This window comes from Parabacteroides sp. KHUB-03, from assembly GCF_056640975.1.
This window is the reverse complement of the sequence record NZ_CM153257.1, coordinates 2976296-2996970: the sequence shown is the minus strand read 5'-3', so window position 1 is coordinate 2996970 and position 20675 is coordinate 2976296. Positions and strand designations below refer to the sequence as shown.

19 protein-coding genes and 4 tRNA genes are annotated in these 20675 nt (G+C 38.1%); 10 read left to right on the top strand and 13 right to left on the bottom strand.

Annotated features, from left to right (window positions below; translation table 11 throughout):
* Positions 1-57: 57 nt before the first annotated feature.
* Positions 58-1095 carry an aspartate--ammonia ligase gene (asnA, locus tag ACYIB7_RS12935; protein WP_480337343.1) on the bottom strand — a complete coding sequence of 346 codons (1038 nt, stop codon included), beginning with the start codon at positions 1093-1095 and terminating at the stop codon, positions 58-60.
* Between the two features lie 226 nt (positions 1096-1321).
* Between asnA and ACYIB7_RS12930 the strand changes: the two genes are divergently transcribed.
* Positions 1322-1395: transfer RNA gene (locus ACYIB7_RS12930), tRNA-Arg, on the top strand.
* A gap of 146 nt (positions 1396-1541) precedes the next feature.
* On the top strand, positions 1542-1979 hold the full coding sequence (locus ACYIB7_RS12925) for a DoxX family protein (protein ID WP_103982557.1): 438 nt from the start codon (positions 1542-1544) through the stop codon (positions 1977-1979).
* A 17-nt stretch (positions 1980-1996) separates the two neighbouring features.
* Here ACYIB7_RS12925 and ACYIB7_RS12920 read toward each other — a convergent pair whose 3' ends face one another.
* The 3 genes from ACYIB7_RS12920 to ACYIB7_RS12910 form a co-directional block, all read right to left on the bottom strand.
* On the bottom strand, positions 1997-2584 hold the full coding sequence (locus ACYIB7_RS12920) for a pentapeptide repeat-containing protein (RefSeq protein ID WP_103982558.1): 588 nt from the start codon (positions 2582-2584) through the stop codon (positions 1997-1999).
* Between the two features lie 63 nt (positions 2585-2647).
* A tRNA-Val gene (locus ACYIB7_RS12915) sits at positions 2648-2722 on the bottom strand.
* Positions 2723-2745: 23 nt separating this feature from the next.
* A tRNA-Val gene (locus ACYIB7_RS12910) sits at positions 2746-2823 on the bottom strand.
* A gap of 172 nt (positions 2824-2995) precedes the next feature.
* On the opposite strand from ACYIB7_RS12910, the gene purB reads away from it, so the two are divergent.
* The 3 genes from purB (at position 2996) to asnS (ending at position 7301) form a co-directional block, all read left to right on the top strand.
* Positions 2996-4339 carry an adenylosuccinate lyase gene (gene purB, locus ACYIB7_RS12905; RefSeq protein WP_103982649.1) on the top strand — a complete coding sequence of 448 codons (1344 nt, stop codon included), beginning with the start codon at positions 2996-2998 and terminating at the stop codon, positions 4337-4339.
* A 59-nt stretch (positions 4340-4398) separates the two neighbouring features.
* A complete protein-coding gene (locus ACYIB7_RS12900; RefSeq protein WP_480337342.1) occupies positions 4399-5826 on the top strand; it encodes a pseudouridine synthase in 1428 nt (475 codons plus the stop codon).
* A 68-nt stretch (positions 5827-5894) separates the two neighbouring features.
* On the top strand, positions 5895-7301 hold the full coding sequence (gene asnS / locus ACYIB7_RS12895; RefSeq protein ID WP_103982560.1) for an asparagine--tRNA ligase: 1407 nt from the start codon (positions 5895-5897) through the stop codon (positions 7299-7301).
* A gap of 124 nt (positions 7302-7425) precedes the next feature.
* Here asnS and ACYIB7_RS12890 read toward each other — a convergent pair whose 3' ends face one another.
* Complete coding sequence (locus tag ACYIB7_RS12890) at positions 7426-7899, bottom strand: Lrp/AsnC family transcriptional regulator (RefSeq protein ID WP_099464305.1); 474 nt, start codon at positions 7897-7899, stop codon at positions 7426-7428.
* A 142-nt stretch (positions 7900-8041) separates the two neighbouring features.
* On the opposite strand from ACYIB7_RS12890, the gene ACYIB7_RS12885 reads away from it, so the two are divergent.
* A complete protein-coding gene (locus ACYIB7_RS12885; protein ID WP_099464304.1) occupies positions 8042-8587 on the top strand; it encodes a GNAT family N-acetyltransferase in 546 nt (181 codons plus the stop codon).
* A gap of 48 nt (positions 8588-8635) precedes the next feature.
* Here the strand turns inward: ACYIB7_RS12885 and ACYIB7_RS12880 are convergent, their stop codons facing one another.
* From ACYIB7_RS12880 to ACYIB7_RS12845, 8 genes are all read right to left on the bottom strand, one after another.
* Complete coding sequence (locus tag ACYIB7_RS12880) at positions 8636-9103, bottom strand: ExbD/TolR family protein (protein WP_099464303.1); 468 nt, start codon at positions 9101-9103, stop codon at positions 8636-8638.
* A complete protein-coding gene (locus tag ACYIB7_RS12875) occupies positions 9103-9693 on the bottom strand; it encodes a biopolymer transporter ExbD (RefSeq protein WP_099464302.1) in 591 nt (196 codons plus the stop codon). The genes ACYIB7_RS12880 and ACYIB7_RS12875 overlap by 1 nt, the downstream gene beginning before the upstream one ends.
* 32 nt (positions 9694-9725) lie before the next feature.
* On the bottom strand, positions 9726-10199 hold the full coding sequence (locus ACYIB7_RS12870; RefSeq protein ID WP_103982561.1) for a hypothetical protein: 474 nt from the start codon (positions 10197-10199) through the stop codon (positions 9726-9728).
* 8 nt (positions 10200-10207) lie between these two features.
* Positions 10208-10954: a MotA/TolQ/ExbB proton channel family protein gene (locus tag ACYIB7_RS12865; RefSeq protein WP_099464300.1), complete on the bottom strand. Its 747-nt coding sequence runs from the start codon at positions 10952-10954 to the stop codon at positions 10208-10210.
* Between the two features lie 76 nt (positions 10955-11030).
* Positions 11031-11118, bottom strand: a tRNA-Ser gene (locus ACYIB7_RS12860).
* Positions 11119-11265: 147 nt separating this feature from the next.
* On the bottom strand, positions 11266-12051 hold the full coding sequence (locus ACYIB7_RS12855) for a TatD family hydrolase (protein WP_480337340.1): 786 nt from the start codon (positions 12049-12051) through the stop codon (positions 11266-11268).
* Between the two features lies 1 nt (position 12052).
* Entirely contained in the window at positions 12053-13027 is a 975-nt protein-coding gene (locus tag ACYIB7_RS12850) for a polyprenyl synthetase family protein (RefSeq protein ID WP_103982563.1), read from the bottom strand.
* A gap of 88 nt (positions 13028-13115) precedes the next feature.
* Complete coding sequence (locus tag ACYIB7_RS12845; RefSeq protein ID WP_103982564.1) at positions 13116-13808, bottom strand: energy transducer TonB; 693 nt, start codon at positions 13806-13808, stop codon at positions 13116-13118.
* Between the two features lie 211 nt (positions 13809-14019).
* Between ACYIB7_RS12845 and porQ the strand changes: the two genes are divergently transcribed.
* The 4 genes from porQ (at position 14020) to ACYIB7_RS12825 (ending at position 20626) form a co-directional block, all read left to right on the top strand.
* Positions 14020-15021, top strand: coding sequence for a type IX secretion system protein PorQ (porQ, locus tag ACYIB7_RS12840; protein ID WP_480337337.1), 1002 nt, complete (start codon positions 14020-14022; stop codon positions 15019-15021).
* A gap of 918 nt (positions 15022-15939) precedes the next feature.
* Complete coding sequence (locus tag ACYIB7_RS12835; RefSeq protein WP_480337335.1) at positions 15940-18795, top strand: DUF6383 domain-containing protein; 2856 nt, start codon at positions 15940-15942, stop codon at positions 18793-18795.
* Between the two features lie 246 nt (positions 18796-19041).
* Complete coding sequence (gene cmk, locus ACYIB7_RS12830; protein ID WP_099464293.1) at positions 19042-19734, top strand: (d)CMP kinase; 693 nt, start codon at positions 19042-19044, stop codon at positions 19732-19734.
* Between the two features lie 19 nt (positions 19735-19753).
* Positions 19754-20626, top strand: a complete 873-nt coding sequence (locus tag ACYIB7_RS12825) for a 4-hydroxy-3-methylbut-2-enyl diphosphate reductase (RefSeq protein WP_103982650.1) — start codon at positions 19754-19756, stop codon at positions 20624-20626.
* Positions 20627-20675: the final 49 nt, after the last annotated feature.

The window sequence follows — 20675 nt, the reverse complement described above, 5'->3', positions numbered from 1 at the left end:
ACAGGTGACAATCGACAGGTGATAGGTGGAAAATGTATTTTACCTGTCAACTGTCAACTAAATTAAGTACATTCCTGCATCATTAGCTTCTTTGCGCATTTCTTCAGGCCATATGCTAGCCTGGATTTCTCCGATATGCGCTTTACGGAGATAGAACATACATAAACGGCTTTGACCGATGCCTCCGCCGATACTTTGAGGAAGCTCTCCGTTCAGAAGGCGTTTATGGAAGTATAGTTCTTTTTTTTCTTCTGCATTGTTAATGGCTAGCTGACGCAATAATGCTTCTCTATTGACGCGGATTCCCATTGACGATAATTCCATGGAACGGTTTAACACATCGTCCCAAACCAATAAGTCTCCGTTTAATCCGGTTTGTCCGTTCTCTGCTATTGTAGACCAGTCGTCATAGTCGGGAGCACGCCCGTCATGTTTCTTGCCATCACTTAAACGGCAACCGATGCCAATAATGAATACGGCGCCGTATTCTTTTGCTATGGCATCTTCGCGTTCTTTTGCTGTAAAGGTAGGATATTTTTGTAATAAATCCTCGGAATGTATAAAATGAATATATTGAGGAAGTGTCGGTTTGATTTGTGGAAACATTTCGTATACCAGATATTCTGTCCGTACCATAGCGGCATAGATGCGGCGCACAGTTTCTTTTAAGAATTCGATGTTTCGTTCATTTTTATTCATTACGCGCTCCCAGTCCCACTGGTCTACGTATAAAGAGTGTAAGTTGCCGAGTTCTTCATCGGAACGGATAGCGTTCATATCCGTATAAATACCGTAACCTTCTTCTATTTGATAATCGGCCAAAGTGAGCCGTTTCCATTTGGCCAGAGAGTGTACAATTTCGGCTTTAGAATCGTTTAAGTCTTTGATTGGAAACGTAACAGCTCGCTCTGTCCCGTTTAAGTCATCATTAATACCCATACCTTTCAGGACAAATAAAGGTGCGGTGACACGACGTAAACGTAGTTCGGAAGAAAGATTTTGCTGGAAAAAGTCTTTGATCTTTTTTATACCCATCTCTGTTTGAGCTAAATTCAAAAGTGCTTTATATCCAGCCGGTTTAATTAAATAACTCATATTCTGCTGTACTTTTTGTTTATTAAATGTGCGCAACAAAGATAATTATTAGTTGCAAAACATCAATACGGATTGATATTTTATTTGCAAAATGGTAGTGTAATTACTTTTTGTGTGTGCAAAATATCAGAATTGTGTGTGAAAGAGATAATATGAAGATAATAGAAACTCTTTGCCCGTACAGTTTGCTTAACTGAGAGATTATATTTACTTTTGCGCAGTCTTTGGCTTGGTAGCTTAGTTGAATAGAGCGTCAGATTCCGGTTCTGAAGGTCGTGGGTTTGAGTCCCACCCGAGTCACATTAGAGAAAGCCTGGTGATTCTTGTGAGTCAAGAATTACTGGGCTTCTTGCATATTTGCATATTTCTACCTTTTTCTGCTATAAAGACAAAACTTTTCATCTCTTTGCATTGTTTTTTAATTAAACATTAAAACGAAAAAAATTATGTCAGCAATTTATAGGTTTTTATTCCCGACTAAGCCGGATGGTGCGGCTATATCATTGTTATTATTGGCGTTCAGAATATTATTTGGCGTGTTGCTTATGTCGCATGGCTTGCAAAAATTGAATCATTTTTCAGAAATGGCTGCCACTTTTCCTGATCCCTTGGGAGTTGGTCATTCTGTTTCGTTGGGATTGGCAATTTTCGGAGAATTGTTTTGTTCATTGGGATTTATATTCGGTATATTGTACCGTTTGGCAATGATTCCGATGATTTTTACTATGTGTGTGGCATTTTTTATAGTGCATGGATCGGATCCGTTCGCAGTAAAAGAACTGGCATTCGTGTATCTGGTTGTATTTGTTATAATGTATATGGCCGGGCCGGGCAAATTTTCTGTGGATAGATTGATTGCAGTAGCCTTGTCAAAGAAGCATTGATTCGACTCCAAATCGAATCAATGTATTTTTATGCCAAAAGAATAAAGTAATTGTATTGCATCAGGCAGACTGAATATTGCATCTTTTACTTGGTTCTCCGAAAGGTTGAATTGGTAATTAACGGCAGTGCTGAAATCTGCCTTCTTAAGATTACAGTGAATGAATGTAGTGCCTGATAGATTTGTGTTGTTAAATTTACATTTACATAGATTGGCTTCGGTAAAATCTACTTCTGTGGCATGAACATCTTCGAAGGAACATTTTTGTAAATCCAGCTTGTAAAAACTGGAATAATCAATAACAGTTTCTTTGAATTTTATGGATAGGGTAAAGCTCTTTTGCCGGCATTCATACCAAAGTATTCCGATAAGTTTGCAGCTTGTGAATGTCGTATCTCTGAAAATACAGTCTTTTATACGTATATTGCTGAGGTTGCAGTTCTCAAAAGAGCAGTTTTCAAAAGAACATGAAAGAAATTGGGTCGAGCTAAAATCGCAATTTGTAAAGTGGCAATGATCAAATTGGATTTTGAAAAAATCTTGGTTGCTTTCAATTATATTTTTGAATATTTCGTCTTGGTAATCGGTGTCGTTTTGTAGTAGCATATAGATAGAAGAATTAGGTTTAAACAAAAAAAGGAGAGTTGAAAAACTCTCCTTTTTATTGGGTGGGCGTTGACGGATTCGAACCGCCGACCCTCTGCTTGTAAGGCAGATGCTCTGAACCAGCTGAGCTAAACGCCCGAATTGAAAATATTGCGTGAAAGTGGTGGGCGTTGACGGATTCGAACCGCCGACCCTCTGCTTGTAAGGCAGATGCTCTGAACCAGCTGAGCTAAACGCCCTTTCACTATTTTTTCGTTCTTTCGGTATGTCTTATCTCTTTAAGACGGTGCAAAGATACGTGTTTTTTAATTACCTCCAAATTTTTAATGGGAAAAATTAAAAAAAACATTCTCTCTCTCTATTATTCAGGATAAATGCATTACATTTGCAACTCTATATTAATATATGTATATGGTATTTTCGACACTTACAGCAATTTCGCCCGTAGATGGGCGCTATAGAAGCAAAGCTGAGAATCTGGCAGCTTATTTTTCAGAATATGCACTCATAAAATATAGAGTGCGGGTAGAGGTAGAGTATTTTATAACTCTTTCTGAATTTCTTCCGCAATTAGAAGAATTGAATACTTCGGAAATTAAAGCGGAACTCAGAAAAATTTATATGAATTTTTCTGCAGAAGATGCACTACGTGTAAAGGAGATTGAAAGCGTAACAAACCATGATGTAAAGGCTGTAGAATATTTTATTAAAGAAAAAACAGATAATTTCCTTGCCGAAAAATATCATGAATTTATACATTTCGGCCTGACATCCCAAGATATAAACAATACGTCTGTCCCTCTTTCGTTGAAAGATGCAATGAATGAGGTTTATTATCCCGGCATACAGGAAATAATAGATACATTGAAAAAGTATGCAGAAGAATGGATGAATATTCCTATGTTGGCAAAGACACATGGCCAGCCTGCTTCTCCTACACGTCTTGGAAAAGAGATTATGGTCTTTGTATATAGATTGGAACAGCAATTGGCTTTGCTTAAAGCTATCCCGGTTTCTGCGAAATTTGGAGGAGCAACAGGCAATTTTAATGCTCACAGAGTCGCTTATCCTGAATATGATTGGAAAACTTTCGGTAATAGATTTGTGAATGAAGTATTGGGCTTAAGCCGTGAACAATGGACAACACAGATTTCAAATTATGATAATCTGGCTGCTATTTTTGATGGAATGAAGCGTATCAATACAATAATGATCGATCTGAATCGTGATTTCTGGCAATATATTTCAATGGAATATTTCAAGCAGAAGATAAAAGCCGGAGAGGTTGGTTCGTCTGCTATGCCTCATAAAGTGAATCCGATTGATTTTGAAAATGCTGAAGGCAATTTAGGTATGGCTAATGCTATTTTGGAGCATCTGGCAACAAAGTTGCCGGTATCCCGCTTACAACGCGATTTGACGGATTCTACTGTGCTTCGTAATATAGGAGTACCTATGGCACATATCGAAATTGCATGTAAAAGCTTAACAAAAGGTCTGGGTAAATTGTTATTAAATGAAAATGCTTTATCAAGGGACTTGGATAAATGTTGGGCTGTTGTTGCAGAAGGAATACAGACTATATTACGTCGTGAAGGTTTTCCGAAACCTTATGAAGCGTTGAAGGCTCTGACTCGTACGAACGAGGCTATTACGGAACAGTCTATTTCTGATTTTATAGATACATTGGAAGTTAGCGACAATATTAAAAGGGAATTAAAGGCGGTAACGCCGCATAATTATACAGGTATTTAGTGAAATGTTTAGGTGGCCGTGAGGCTACCAATTAGTTAATTATTATTTAATATACAACAATGAGTACAGAAGAAAGAGATGAATCTCAGCCGCGTCCAAGAAAAGTGATACCAAGTATCAGACGGGAAAACACAGACCAGGAAGGTGAAAGAAGACCTTACAATCAGGGATATAACAGACCTGAAGGTAACAACTATGAACGAAGATCATATAATCGTCCTACTCGGGATGACCGGGGTGGTTATAACAGACCTTCTTATGGAGATAACCGCTCTTCGTATGGTGATCGTCAAAATTCGTATGGCGATCGTCCGAGTCGTCCACGCATGTATGACAATCGTGATGGAGGGTATAACCGCGAAGGTAATTATTCCCGTGGAGGAGGATATAATCGTCCTTCTTATGGAAATAACAGACCATCTTATGGTGGTGGCGAACAGCGTCAGTACAATCGCCCTTCGCGTCCGAATTATGATGATAACAGACCGTCGAGAGCCTATTCATCAGGTCCTTTAGGGGATACTGAAGGAGATGGAATGAAAAAGAGAAGACCACGCGTTGGTGATGTTCGTGTAAATTCGTATGATAATCGCGATAATCGTGGAGGCAGACCTTCTTACGGGAATAATAATTCTTATGGAGGTGGCCGTAATGGTGGTTATAATAATAGACGTCCCAATAATAACTACCGTTCAAATGATTATAATCCGAATGCTAAATACAGCTTCCAGAAACAGCTAAAATACAAGGAAGTATTAGCTGACCCGAATGAACCTATTCGTTTGAATAAATTCTTGTCCAATGCCGGTGTTTGCTCACGCCGTGAAGCTGATGAATACATCCAGGCTGGTGTTGTAAGAGTTAATGATGTGGTGGTTACGGAATTGGGAACAAAGATTACCCGCCAGGATAAAGTTATGTTCCATGATCAACCGGTACAGATAGAAAGTAAAGTATATATTGTACTGAATAAGCCGAAAAATTGTGTAACAACATCGGATGATCCTCAGGAACGTTTAACTGTTATGGATTTGGTAAAGAATGCTTGCCAGGAACGTATTTATCCGGTAGGCCGTCTGGACCGTAATACAACGGGTGTATTGTTGTTGACAAATGATGGTGATCTTGCATCTAAACTGACTCATCCATCATTTAAGAAAAAGAAGATATACCATGTATGGCTGGATAAGAATGTATCTATTGAAGATATGGAAAAGATTGCTAATGGCTTGGAACTGGAAGATGGCGAAATTCATGCAGATGCTATCAGTTATGCAAGTGAAGATGATAAGAGCCAGGTTGGTATTGAAATTCATTCAGGACGTAACCGTATCGTTCGTCGTATATTCGAATCTCTTGGCTACCATGTAACAAAGTTGGACCGTGTTTATTTTGCCGGTCTTACTAAGAAGAATTTGGGAAGAGGGAAATGGCGCTATCTGAACGAAAGAGAAGTAAATGCTCTCCGGATGGGAGCTTTTGAATAAAGTTACAGAAGTTAGCCGGTTTCTAGCCGGCTAACTTGTTTTGATTACTTAAGAATAAAAATATAAACATGGAAACAATTACTAGAACAAAAATTGTAGATGTACTGAAAAGCGTAGCTTTCGGTTCGACCGTTAACGTAAAAGGTTGGGTACGTACCCGCAGAGGTAGTAAGCAAGTTAATTTTATTGCTTTGAATGACGGCTCTACAATAAATAATGTTCAGATCGTTGTGGATGTGGAAAAGTTGGGTGAAGAATATCTGAAACCAGTTACTACAGGTGCATGTATTAGTGTAAATGGTATTTTGGTTGAATCGCAGGGAAAAGGCCAGAATGTTGAGATTCAGGCTACGGAGATTCAGATATATGGTTCGGCGGATCCTGCTACTTATCCTTTACAGAAGAAAGGACATTCATTGGAATTCTTACGTGAAATAGCTCATTTACGTCCGCGCACGAATACTTTCGGAGCAGTTTTCCGTATTCGTCATAATATGGCAATAGCTATTCATAAGTTTTTTCATGAAAGAGGATTTTTCTATTTTCATACGCCTATTATAACAGCTTCGGACTGCGAAGGTGCAGGACAGATGTTTCAGGTAACAACGATGAATCTGTACGATCTGAAAAAAGATGAGAATGGCTCTATTATTTATGATAATGATTTCTTCGGAAAACAGGCTAGTTTAACAGTTTCAGGACAGCTCGAAGGCGAATTGGCTGCAATGGCATTGGGGGCGATTTATACATTTGGTCCTACGTTTCGTGCAGAAAACTCTAACACACCCCGTCATTTAGCTGAATTTTGGATGATTGAACCCGAAGTGGCTTTCAATGAAATTGCTGAAAATATGCAGTTGGCTGAAGACTTTATTAAATACTGTGTTCAATGGGCTCTGGATAATTGTCATGACGATATTCAATTCCTGAATGATATGTTTGATAAGGGCTTGATTGAACGTCTGGAAGGTGTATTAAAAGAAACTTTTGTCCGTTTGCCATATACAGAAGGTGTAAAGATACTGGAAGAAGCTGTAGCCAAAGGACATAAATTTGAATTCCCTGTATACTGGGGAGTTGATTTGGCTTCTGAACACGAACGTTATCTGGTGGAAGAACATTTCAAACGCCCGGTTATTCTGACAGATTATCCGAAGGAAATAAAAGCATTCTATATGAAGCAGAACGAAGACGGTAAGACTGTTCGTGCGATGGATGTTTTGTTCCCTAAGATTGGTGAAATTATTGGAGGTTCACAGCGTGAAGAAGATTTTGAAAAGCTTCGTACGCGTGCAGAAGAAATGGGCGTTCCGGTGAAGGATATCTGGTGGTATCTTGATACCCGCCGTTTTGGTACGGCCCCTCATTCCGGCTTCGGATTAGGATTTGAACGTTTACTCTTGTTTGTGACAGGAATGGCTAACATCAGAGATGTAATACCTTTCCCGCGTACTCCTAAAACTGCCGATTTTTAAAAGATAAGCAGGAGAATTAAATATAAAAAGAGAGCGTCTCAATTACATTTGGGGCGCTCTCTTTTTTGATGCGTATCTGATTTGATTAGGTTGCATACTTAAATTAATCAGGATGCGGATGTATTTATTCGTCGTCGTTCAGATCAATTGGAATTTGTCTTTTAAAAGCTTCCTTAAATGAGATAAGCGATTCTGTACGAGCCAATCCTAAAGGTTGAAGTTTATTATGGATAATACTCAGCAGGTGCTGGTTGTTCTTTGCGTATATTTTTATGAAAAGATCATATTGACCGGTAGTGTAATGGCATTCTACTACTTCAGGTATTTCTTTCAAAGCTTCCGTTACCGTTGGAAACTGGCCTGGAGACTTGAGGAAAAGACCCATGTATGCACATGTTTCGTAACCAACTTTCGTGTTATCTACGATAAACTCAGAACCTTTGATAACTCCGATATTTGTCAGTTTCTGAATCCGCTGGTGAATTGCAGCTCCTGACACATTACATTCCCTTGCCACTTCAAGAAATGGCATGCGGGCATTTCCAATAATCAGTTTTAGGATTTTCTCGTCTAATTCATCCAGTTGATGGTGTGCCATAAATTCGTTGTGTTTATATGTATTAAACTGTTCCTTACAATTTGATACAAATATAAGTAATAAATAATAAACTGCCTATGTTTTTGATTTTAATATTTAACTTTGTAAGAGGTCTTTATTAACCAATTAAGTATATAATTTTATGGATGTTGATCAAGTTATAGTTTGTGAGTTTGTCGAAGATTTTAAGAATCCGGTTTTAAATCAAGTGGAAAAAACATATAATGATTCTTTTCCGGAAGGTGAAAGACGTGCTTTTTCTCTAATTCGTGATTTAGTAAAGGATAATTCAAATTTTCATGTATTTGCTGTTTATCGGGAAGATGTTTATGTTGGATTTATTACGGCGTGGACATTTGATGGTTTTACATATATAGAACATTTTGCAATAGATGAAGCCGCCCGTAACGGAGGAATAGGAGGGAAGGTTTTAGGTCGGTTTCTTTCCGAGATAAAGACTCCAGTTGTTTTGGAAGTGGAATTACCAACTGAGGAGATGAGCCGGCGCAGAATAGGCTTCTATGAGCGTTTAGGCTTTAAACTGGATAATCATGTGTATTTTCAACCACCTTATCGTCAAGGTGAGTCTTTTATTGAAATGCGTTTGATGACCCATGGTGATATAGATTTAGGTAAATCTTTTGAATTGGTAAAGAATAATATTCATAAGCAGGTTTACGGACAATAAAAAAGGCGGGGTTTCAAACCTCGCCTTTTTTGTATTGTTGCATTAGTTTTAATCTACACGCTGAGCAGCAGAATAACTAATCTTCAGTGCATATGCTTCACGAAGTGCCTGCTTAATATCAGTTATAACACCCATCTTGGTCGATTTGTCTGCCTTGATGGATACTGTCATAAACGGCTGATCTTCTTCTTTCATACTTGACTTTTCCTGTGCGATATAATCCTGAATTTCTGATGTTTCAGCAAATGCGTCATTTAACTGAATACGAGTTTCAGAACCCATCTTTGCTCTTAAATCCGGAGTTGGTTGACCAACATAGATGAATGTCACCAATGATTTCTTTTCCAACTTTTGGAGTTCTGTAGCCTGAGGAGCTTTGAATACTACTTTCAAAGTTACTTCACGCATGGTTGTTACCATCATGATAAAGAACAAGAAGGCAAATACTAAGTCAGGTAATGATGATGTATTCAATTCAGGCATTTCACGACCGCCTGCTTTACTAAACTTTCCCATTACTTTTTGTCTCCATAATTTTTAGGTTCTGCTTCAGATATCTTTTGAGGATATATCATCTGCACAGCCTTTTGTTGTTCTTCATCCAAATCTGCAAAAGCTTTTCCGAATTTTTTCTTGGAAATGTCATCTCTTAATTCATTATAAGCTTTTGCAAGCTCATTCTGAACATTAATGTATGCCTGATACTCGGTACCACGGTCATTCATTAATGAAATGATATGGTTTTTTGTTACCATTTGTTTTCCGAAGAAAGGAACATCAACTTCTACCTTTTCAGGTTTGTGTTCGTCATTGTATGCATTTTCTACGAACTCTTTAACCTTTTCTTTCAATTGCTTGATATCAATAAACTGATCACCGCACAAAATCTGATTACTACTGTTAATCAAGATTGGCAGCAAGTTTCTCTTTTTGATATCAATATCTTCATTCTTTTGATCTTTAGGCACAGGGGGTGGCAAACGTCTTGCCAAACCTTTATCTGTATCCATAGAAGTGGTAATAAGGAAGAAGATAAGCAACATGAAAGCAATATCGGCTGAAGAAGTCGCGTTCATTGCGGGAACTTTTCTCTTTTTCTTTGCCATAATGCTTAATGTTTTATCAAAATCTTTATTACTTATCTATTTAATATTTTCTTTACAGAACCACCAAGTACAGCAACGATGATCAATATGAATAATGCAATTGCAGATTGAATCCACATATCTGTTACTTTCAACCAAAATGGAATATTGTAGCTTTGTGAGTCTGCATTCAAACCTGTTAAAGGTGTTCCGTCACCCATTGAGTATGTAATGATAAATAGAACGGCAAATAATGCAATGACCAAAAGCGACATTAATGCTGATTTGGGGTTTGATTTTAATATGGATATAAATTGCCAAATAGCAAAAAAAGCCATACAAATAATTGTTACTATAAATATAACGTATGTCCAATCCAGAAGTAATCCGGTATATACGTATTCTTTATTGTCAGCGGTGGGATCAACCACGCCTCCTCCGAAAAACATACCCAGAACAATAATTGTGATGACAGAGCATACCAATAATGTCCAACTGGATATTTTTCTTATCTTAGTTACTGCCATAATGCTTATTATTTTTTGAATTTAAGGTTGTATTTAATAACCAAGTCAAGCAATGTGATAGAAGCGTCTTCCATCTGGTTCAGGATAGCTTCCAATTTGCTCAATAAATAGTTATAGAATATCTGAAGGATCAAAGCAACGATCAAACCACCTACAGTTGTGATCAAAGCCACTTTCATACCACCAGCAACAACCGTCGGGCTGATATCACCAACCTGTTCGATTTTATCGAACGCCATAACCATACCAACAACTGTACCCAAGAATCCTAATGACGGAGCCATTGCGATAAACAATGTGATCCAAGACATGTTCTTTTCCAAAAGACCACCCTGAACACCACCGTAAGATACGATAGATTTTTCTACAACATCGATACCCTGGTCAATTCTCATCAAACCTTGGTATGCGATAGAAGCGATAGGACCTCTTGTGTCACGAGCGATTGCTTTTGCAGCTTCTACGTCACCTTTATCCAAAGCATCTTCAATACCTTTCAATAATTTAGTAGCGTTTGTTTCAGCTAAGTTTAAATAAATGATTCTTTCCAAACAGAAAGCCAAACCTAAGATCAAAGCAATGGCAACTGTACTCATGAAGTCTGCACCACCTTCGATAAATTTAACTTTTAATGCTTGATACAAACCACCTTCAACTGCTGGTTGAGCAGCGCCTGCTGCTTCCTGCGCGAATGCTACGGTAGAAGTTCCAAGGGCACATAGTCCCAAGAATGCTTTTGCAAATAACTGTTTCATTGTGTGTTTAATTTTTAAGATTAATAATTCTCTTATTTGTTTTTATTTTTATTATTAATAATCATGGTATCATTTGCGGAGAGAGCGGGATTCGAACCCGCGAAACCCTTTAGGGGTTTACACGCTTTCCAGGCGTGCCTCTTCAACCACTCGAGCATCTCTCCAATCGGAGTTTTCTCCCTTTTCAAAACGAGCGCAAAATACGAAAAAATTCCCACATGCAAACGTTTCAGTGCACAAATCTATAGTTTTTGCTTGACATTTACGCAATATCAGAGAAATAAATTTTGATTACTTGCAAAAATATATAACTATATTAGCTTATCTATGCTTTTAAATAATTCCAGCGCATTTTTGCGGGTTGTCAAAACTACTTCATTTATTGATATATTGTATGTTTCAGCCACCTTTTCCGCGGTCTTCCAGATGTAGGCCGGTTCGTTTCTTTTGCCTCTGTAAGGTACCGGGGCAAGATAGGGGGCATCTGTTTCTAAAACGATATGATGAATGCTTGTTTGCTTTATCGTATCGGCTAATTTGGCATTTTTAAATGTGATAACACCATTGATGCCAATCATGAAGTTGGGTAATCTTTTTATTTCTTCAAGTTCCTTATCGTTTCCTGTGAAACTATGGAATACACCTCGCAACTTATCTGCTCCTACTTTATGGATACAATCGAAAACTTCCTGGAAAGCTTCACGGGTATGAATAGCTACCGGAAGATTTAAATCCAAGCTCCATTTGAGTTGTTCTTCGAATACTATTTTTTGTTCATTCAGATATGTTTTATCCCAATATAAATCAATCCCGATTTCTCCAATTGCACAATATGACCTTTTCCCTAAATAAGATTCTGTCTTTTTAAGTGCATCGATATAGTTTTTATCTACACTTGTCGGGTGTAATCCCATCATAGGGAATGCGAAATCCGGATATTTATCACATAAACCATGCATACGGTCTATCGTTGTTAAATCCACATTCGGTAAAAGAAGTGTGTCAATACCTGAATCCTGTGCGGCTTTGACTAAAGTGTCTTGCTCAGGATCAAAATCGTCTAAATATAAATGATTGTGGGTATCTATTATTTTCATACTAAGACTGGCGGTTCATTAAACGGTCGCAAACATCTTTCAATACATATAATTTCTCGTCGGAAACACTAAGTTGGTCTAGGCATTTCATTGCTTCGTCATAATAAGATTGAATTTTGTTTTCAGTCAGAGTTTTTAGGTTCAGTTGATCATATATATGTGTAAAAGATGCGATTTTTTCTTCCGGTTTATATGTTTTTTTACCAAACCATAGATTCATCGTTTCCTTTTGTTCTTTAGAGGCAAGATGCAGGGCATTGACAAGTAAAAATGTTTTCTTATTGCAAAGAATATCTCCTCCGATGTTTTTTCCGAAAGTGGCTGTGTCGCCATAAACGTCAAGTAAATCATCTTGTAATTGGAATGCAAGTCCTATATAGATACCGTATTGGTATAAGTTGTTTGCATCACTCTCGGTGGCACCTCCTAAAATAGCTCCTGTTTTTAAGCTGCAAGCTAACAAAACGGCTGTTTTTAGCCGGATCATTTCAATATATTCGGCTTCGCTTACATTCATCCGCGATTCGAATTCCATATCATATTGTTGCCCGCCGCATATTTCGAGAGCGGTAACAGTGAATAAGTCCAATATCTCTTTTAAGTGTCTGGCTTCGGTTTCTCCGATTAACTGGTAGGCGGCAATCAGCATGGCATCTCCCGAAAGGATTGCTGTATTTGCGTTCCACACTTTATGGACGGTCGGTTTGTTTCTTCTTTTGTCTGCTTCATCCATCAAATCATCATGTAGTAATGTAAAGTTGTGAAAGACCTCAAGTCCCAGAGCTGGTTTTATTGCATTCTCGATAGAGGCATTATATATATTGCACGCCATTAATGTCAGTGCCGGACGTATTCTTTTCCCTCCAAGTGATAAGATGTATTCTATCGGATCATATAAACTTTTGGGAGGATAATTGAATTGAAGGTTTGATATTTCTTCTTCAATTCTCTGTAATATGTCTTTAAATGATAGCATGGATTGATCTTTGTTTTGTGATAAGATGAAATATAACAAAAAAGGCTGCATATTGTCCGCAGCCTTTTCTGATAATACTATTTGTATACTAATTCAATCTGAATGTGATAGGTACGGTATACTTAACACGTACTGGTTTACCTCTCTGCTTACCCGGTGTCCATTTAGGCATTGAGTTTACCACGCGGATAGCCTCTTTGTCCAATGCTGGGTCTACACCGCGAACTACTTCTGCGTCAACAACAGAGCCGTCGCGGTTGATAACGAATGAGCAGATTACACGTCCCTGAATACCATTTTCCTGTGCAATAACCGGATATTTAACCGATTTGCCGAGGAATTTCAATAATTCGGCATCACCACCCGGGAACTTTGGCATTTCTTCTACAACAGTAAAGATAGTCTGTGCAGACTCTTCTTCTTCTTCAACTATTGCTGGAGGTGTATATGTTTGATGCTGAGCTTCCTTCTGGTTGTCTTCAGAGGTTACGATATCTTGTTGCTCCAGATCGGTGTCGTCATCAACAACGGTTAAAACTTCGGCTACTACTTGCGCTGGAGGAGGTGGAGGAGGTGGAGGAGTATTCTCCGGTCTTGTAATCTCAATTTCCTCTTCTGCGATTACGTCAGCAACCTGATCGCTCGCTGTAGCTACCTGAATGTCGCGGTTTCCCCATTCGAAACCTACGAACAGAATGGCTAAACCAACAACAAGTCCCATAAAGGTACTGATTGTCTTGCCTTTTTCCAGGTCCGCTTTCGGTGATTTCTTAATTTCCATATGACTATTTAGTTATAAAATATGTGTTTTCCAATACTGCAAAAATACGAATTATTTTATATGTTGTATACCTTTTTGATATTTTTTCCGTTTCTGATAATGGGAAACCGTATATATGGGAAATAAGCAGGGCTTTTTCCTGATTTGCGGGTGTAAAGTAAAGACAATTTTCTGAATTAATGTATCTTTGGATGCTTTTTGTTGAAAAAATATGAGAAATATATTATTCGTGTTATTCATCTTTGTTTTCGCCGGAACTTCTTCGGCGCAGAATGGCGATGAAGTATTTGATTTTCTTCGGATTCCTAACTCTGCCAGGGTGAATTCCCTGGGTGGGCATAATATATCTATAATAGAAAGAGACCCGTCACTGATTTTTCATAATCCTGCATTATTGGGTGCGGAAATGGATAAAATGGTAAATCTGAATTATATGAACTATATTTCGGATGTTAATGCCGGAAGTGCCCTTTTTACAAAAGCTCTGAAAGAACATAGCGCATGGGGAGTTGGTGCTTCTTTTTTCAGTTATGGTAATTTAAAAGAGACAACCGGAGAGAATCAGATAATAGGCGATTTTTCGGCTAAAGACATCAGTGTGGTAGGATTTTACTCTCACGACCTGAATGACAGATGGCGCGGAGGTCTTTCCTTAAAGTTTTTATACTCGTCTATTGCAGACTATACGTCTATAGGTTTGTGTGTGGATGCCGGGTTGAGCTATTATAACTCCGAAAAAGAATTTTCGGCGGGTATTACGTTGAAAAATATAGGCGCGCAATTAAAGCCCTATGATAATAAGCGCCAGAAAATGCCGTGGGATATTCAAGCCGGTATAAGTAAAAAAATGACGCATGCCCCGATCCGTTTTTCTTTAACGGCAATGTATTTAAACCGGTGGAAGTTTGATTATGTGGATGATTCCGATCAGGAATATAAGGGGGATAACTTCTTTAAAGCTTTAGTAAAGCATTTTGTTATAGGCATCGATTATATTCCTTCCGACAATTTTTGGATTGGGGTGGGCTTTAATCCCAAAACAAGTTTGGATATGAAGCTACGTGATGGCGGCGGAGCCTTGTCCGGTTTTTCTGCCGGGGCGGGAGTGAAAATAAAAATGTTTGATGTGGGAGCTTCTATTGCCAAATATAATCCTTCCGCATTGTCGCTGATGATCAGTGTTTCTATGACTTTGGACGACTTTAAGAACTAGCCGAATCATTTTTTATTCTTCTTGACGGTCTTGTTTTCAAGGTGAAATTAACTGGGCATACTTTGTCAATTAAAGAAATTGATAAGGCTGTGCCTTTTTTTATGCTTGAAACTTAGTGAATTGGATGTTAGCTGTTAAGTTTATCATGCCTGTTTTTTATATAAAAGATCCTGTACATTTATTCTTTTGACCCTGGTCAAAATTAATTACTACCTAGCTAAAAATTAAATTTTAGCTAGGACAAAATTGATTTTTAGCTAGCTCAAAAGAATATATGTTCCTAATGTTTCTGATAAAATAGTGCTTGTTTCAAAATAAGAAAAAGCTATTTTGATATTAGTCGATAGAAAGGTTGCTTTTTGTAGACGCTTGCATTTTGCAATATATTCCGGACCCTTTCTTACATATTTATATATATGTACGCGTGTACATACATGATAATAATCAATCGCCACGTCGTTTGATTCTACAAATGTCATTATTGTCTGAGGATTGTTGTGAGCGAAGGCTTTGGGTAAAATTAGTATTATTATATTATTTCTTTAATTATTCAATACAAGAAGAATAATACAGGTTTTATGTTATGTAATTAGTTGATTATTAGTATATATATCAAGGTATTGGAGTGACTAGGGAAAACGTTCGTTTTCGTTAGTCATTGCAAAGGTACATGTTTCTTCCATTCCTGCAACCCTTTTCGAATATTTTTTTATCATCCTATCTGCTTTCTTATCAAGAATATAAGCTATCAATTACAAAACAATCGCTTCAGGTTACGAATTGCCTGAAAACAGCTAAAAAAATGACTAATCTAGACCAACGTTTTCCCTAGTCATATTTTATGCGTTCGGAATGATGAAACGCTTTGATTTATAGAACTTTTAATGAACACTATTATTAATATTAATTAATTAGATTATGAACAAAAGATTTTCTACTCTTTTGGCTGCCGCTCTGGTAGCCGGTGGACTATCAGCAAGTGCGCAATATGTTCCTACAGGCGGACATGCAACTGCTATTAAACCCACTGTGAACTATTATCACATTCAGATTAAGGACGCAGCAGTGAATTCTTATTTGGGAGCTACAACTCGCGATGGTAAGGATAGTCTTTATCTAATGTCTCCTGTAAAAGGTGATTTCCAGAATGCTTCTGCATTGGATTCTGCTATGTGGCAGGTTGATCTGTCTGTAGAAACAGACTCTGTATTTTCTTTTGTGAACAAAATTACAAATGCTAAATTAAGTTTTGCAAAAGAAGGAACAGGTATGGTTGCTGATGGCATTTCTAAATGGGCTTGGAAAGGTACTGATGGCGGTTATATCACTAATGGTAGCTCTTTTAGACTGGATACTTTGAGCTCTGATATAAAAGGCATTCCTGCAGGTACTGTAATTTTGTCAAAAGACGGCAAGTTTAATGATAAAGTAGACGGTGTTGTAGCTACAGAATGGATGATTGTGGATGCTGGTACCGAAGTTAAATTGAGTGCCGATGATTTGAATTCAAATGATGGCGGTTATTTTAAATTGGCATTTGGTGCAGAAGTTGCCGGTAATGTGTTTACTGCTAATAAATTGGAAGCTGTTGCAGTAAGCGGAACGCAAGCAAAAGCTGCTAACGTAGCTAATAACGAATGGGTTGCTTCTAATGATGGGTTTACGCCGTCAGATTCAGTTATGTTACGTGTAATAGGAGCAAAAGGTGAAAATAGCCAGTGGACTGGTAAGGCAAATGACACTTTGTTTGTTGTAACAGATACATTGCATTATGCTCCTAATGGCGGTTCAAATTGGAGTGCACAGTCTGGTTATAAATTTGTTTTAGATACATTAACAAATGAAACGAATGAAAAGGCTCAGTTGACGGCAGGTTCTGATACAATTGCTGCAGAAGGACGTAATATCTCTTCTTATTTGTTCGCATTTAAAGTGTATAAGAACAGAATTGCAGGTGATTCACTTGTTATTGGTAGCAACGCTTCTGTAACGTATGAAAAAGATAATGAAGGTCATACGGATTATATTTATAAGAAGGGAACACAACCTGTCTTGGTAAATGTTTCAACAGATAATACGGGTGCTAAGATTGTTACTACTTTAGGTGGTACAAGTGCAGCTTCTCTTCCTTTGATTGAATTTCCTCAAGGAACTAAGTTTACAGGTTTGGATGCAACTAAGAAATATTTTATTCTATATACAGGTGGCAACAATAAGGATAAATATTATGTAGTTGTTCCGTCTGCTGATAATGAAGGTGCTGTAAAATATGAGGCAGCGGCTTCTCCATTAGTACCTTCTACTCAATGGGCTGTTAAGAAATTGGCTTCAGGAAATTATACAATTTTCAATCGTGAGTTTGATGGTGTTAAATTCTTAAATGGTAAAGCTATTTATGAAGCTGGTGATGCTGGTTATAAGATTTCTGCAGATGACAAGAATACATTTAAGTTTGTTGAAGTAGGTGCAACAGACGAATATGTAGGTTATAAGTATTTCAAAGATGCTGATTTGGCCAACTTGTCTGTTTCTTTGAACTTTAATACAACATTCGGAGATGATGTTCCTGTTTATATGAAAGATAAAGACTCTATTCTGTATGCTGCCAAAGGTGAAACTGCTATATCATTTAAGCTTGCAAAAGCTAATGCTGGTGCAGCTACTTATGGCGATGATTTGAAACGTCAGTCTTATATCTTGAAAGAATTCTTAGGAAATCGTGTCTTAGGTATAGATGCTGCCGGTAACTTAAAATTGACGAATCGTACAAAACAATATGTTGCCAATGATATTGCAAATCGTGATACAGTTGCCGTATTATTACGTGCTACTTCTGTTGCTAACAAATATCAGTTGGTTGTATTGAAAGGTAAAGGACAAACTACAAATGATGCATTAACGTTTGAATCTGGTGTTCTTGGCTCAGACTCTCTGGTTGCAACTGCTGGTGGTACAGAAGGCAAATTGTTTACTGATAAATTAGGTTCATTGTTGACAGGTTCATTCTCTGTAGAATTCCCGGATCTTCCTGATTTCGTAAATGTAACAAAAGACAAACCTGCTCATATGGTTATTCGTTCTACAGCTAATAATTCATTGGCTATCACAATGGGTGCTAAGGGTGCTGCATTGTTGAAGAGTACAAGCGATTTGAAAGCTGATTCTTATTCAGAAGATAATTTGAAAATGTATGTTGATACAGCTAAAATGACGGATGCTGCTAAACCTACTTATTATATCCGCACAACTCAGGGTGTAGATTCTGAAGATGTAGAAGCTGGTGTTGCCAATTACTTATCTATTAAAGACGGCAAAGTATCATTCGTTGCAGGAAAGCAGTTTGGTTTGAACGGTGTTGACAGCCTGTTGGTTGGTAACGACAAAGAATATGCTCCTAAAGCTCAGTTCTTGTTTGCTAACACAAAGACAGAAGGTCAGTATAAGATTTATAATGCAGCTTCTAATAAATATTTAGCTCAGAAAAATGGTGTAATCGTTGTTGCAGATGTAGACGATGCTCTTCCTTTCACAACAGAAGTAGTTGATACCCCAACCGGCAACGAATCAACAGAAGCTAACACTATCAGTGTAGTAGCTGGCGAAGGCAACGTAACAGTTTACGGTGCTGCTGGTAAGAAAGTAATCGTATCTAACGTATTAGGTCAGAAGACTACAATCGTTGCAACTTCAGACAGTGAAGTGATTGCTGCTCCTCAGGGTGTTGTAATCGTAGCTGTAGAAGGTGAAGCAGCAGTTAAGGCTGTTGTGAAGTAAACAAGACGATTTTTATTTAAAATAATTTTAATGCTTCATGCGGGGTTAACTCAAGTATCTTGTGATAGGGGAACAAATGAAGCGATATTAATACTAAAGTAATAAAATTAAAGTTTTGGCTGTTGGTACTTTCGGGAGAAAGGAAGACAGTATGACAAACAAAGGCTCCGGTGGTGTAAGCTGCCGGGGCTTTTTTATCGTTGGGATATTTCGTATATTTGTACTTCATTTAAAGGTGAATACAAAATGAAAAAGATAGTTATTGCAATAGACGGATTTTCTTCTTGCGGCAAAAGCACAATGGCAAAAGACTTGGCTAAAGAAATAGGATATACATATATTGATACGGGAGCTATGTACCGGGCTGTCACTTTATACAGCATTCAGCAAGGTTTTTTCTCCGGCAACCGGCTTGATGAAGAAAAGTTGAGAACTTCGATGGATACAATTCGTATTACCCAACGTTTCAATTCTGAAACAGGACGTTCCGATACTTTTCTGAATGGGGTAAATGTAGAAAATGAGATCCGGAGCATGGAAGTGGCAGGTAAGGTTAGTTTGATAGCAGCACTGCCGTTTGTGAGACATGCCATGGTTCCGTTGCAGCAAAAAATGGGAGAGGAGAAAGGTGTTGTAATGGATGGCAGGGATATAGGGACAGTGGTATATCCTGATGCCGAGTTGAAGATATTTGTAACGGCCTCTCCTGAAATACGTGCTCAGCGCCGTTTGGATGAATTAAAGGCAAAGGGTGATACCAAATCTACCTTCGAGGATGTATTGCTTAATGTCAAAGAGCGTGATGAAATAGATTCAACCCGTAAAGAAGGTCCGTTGCGTCAGGCCGAAGATGCTTTGGTTCTGGATAATTCTTACATGACTATTCCTGAGCAAAAGCTATGGTTGTTGCAACAATTCCATAATGTTGCCGGTTCTTAACAATCAATTGTCTGCAAAAATGTTGGAAGTAGAGATAGATAAGAGTTCCGGTTTTTGTTTTGGTGTGGTTACTGCCATAGAAAGTGCTGAAAGGGAATTGAACAATACGGACATTTTGTATTGTTTGGGTGATATTGTGCATAATAGCCTGGAAGTTGAACGTCTTCGTGAGATGGGATTGCAAACGATAGAACATGACGAGTTTGCCCGGCTGAAAGGGAAGAAAGTATTACTTCGTGCCCATGGCGAGCCTCCTTCTACGTATGAAATGGCTGTGCAAAACAATATAACGATTGTAGACGCTACTTGTCCGGTAGTATTACAATTACAACGTAAAATCCATAAGTATTATATTGAGACGCGGGCCGATAATATTCAGCTGGTAATTTATGGAAAAAAAGGCCATGCCGAGGTGAACGGTCTGGTTGGTCAAACTGAAGGAACGGCTATTGTTGTTGAAAAGGTGGAAGATTTGGATAAACTGGATTTTGACCGGGGCATTTGTTTGTTTTCGCAGACTACCAAATCTTTGGATGGTTTTCGCAATGTGGTGGCCGAAATACAAAAACGAATAGCCGACGGAGTGACCTTTAAATATTTTGATACGATTTGCCGCCAGGTAGCCAATCGTTTACCCAATATAAAAGCATTTGCATCCAGCCATGATTGGGTTTATTTTGTTGCCGGAAAGAAAAGTTCAAACGGAAAGATGTTGTTTGAAGAATGCCGGAAGGCAAACCCTAACTCATTGTTTATATCCGAAGCGGAAGAGATTACAGAACCGTTACCGGAAGGCGTGAAACGTGTAGGCGTATGTGGCGCCACATCTACACCTAAGTGGTTAATGGAAAAGGTAGCCGAAAGGATCAAGGAATTGAATGCTAAGGGATGATAAAATGATTAAGATTATATGAAGTTTCGTGGAAAAGGATAGCATGTTG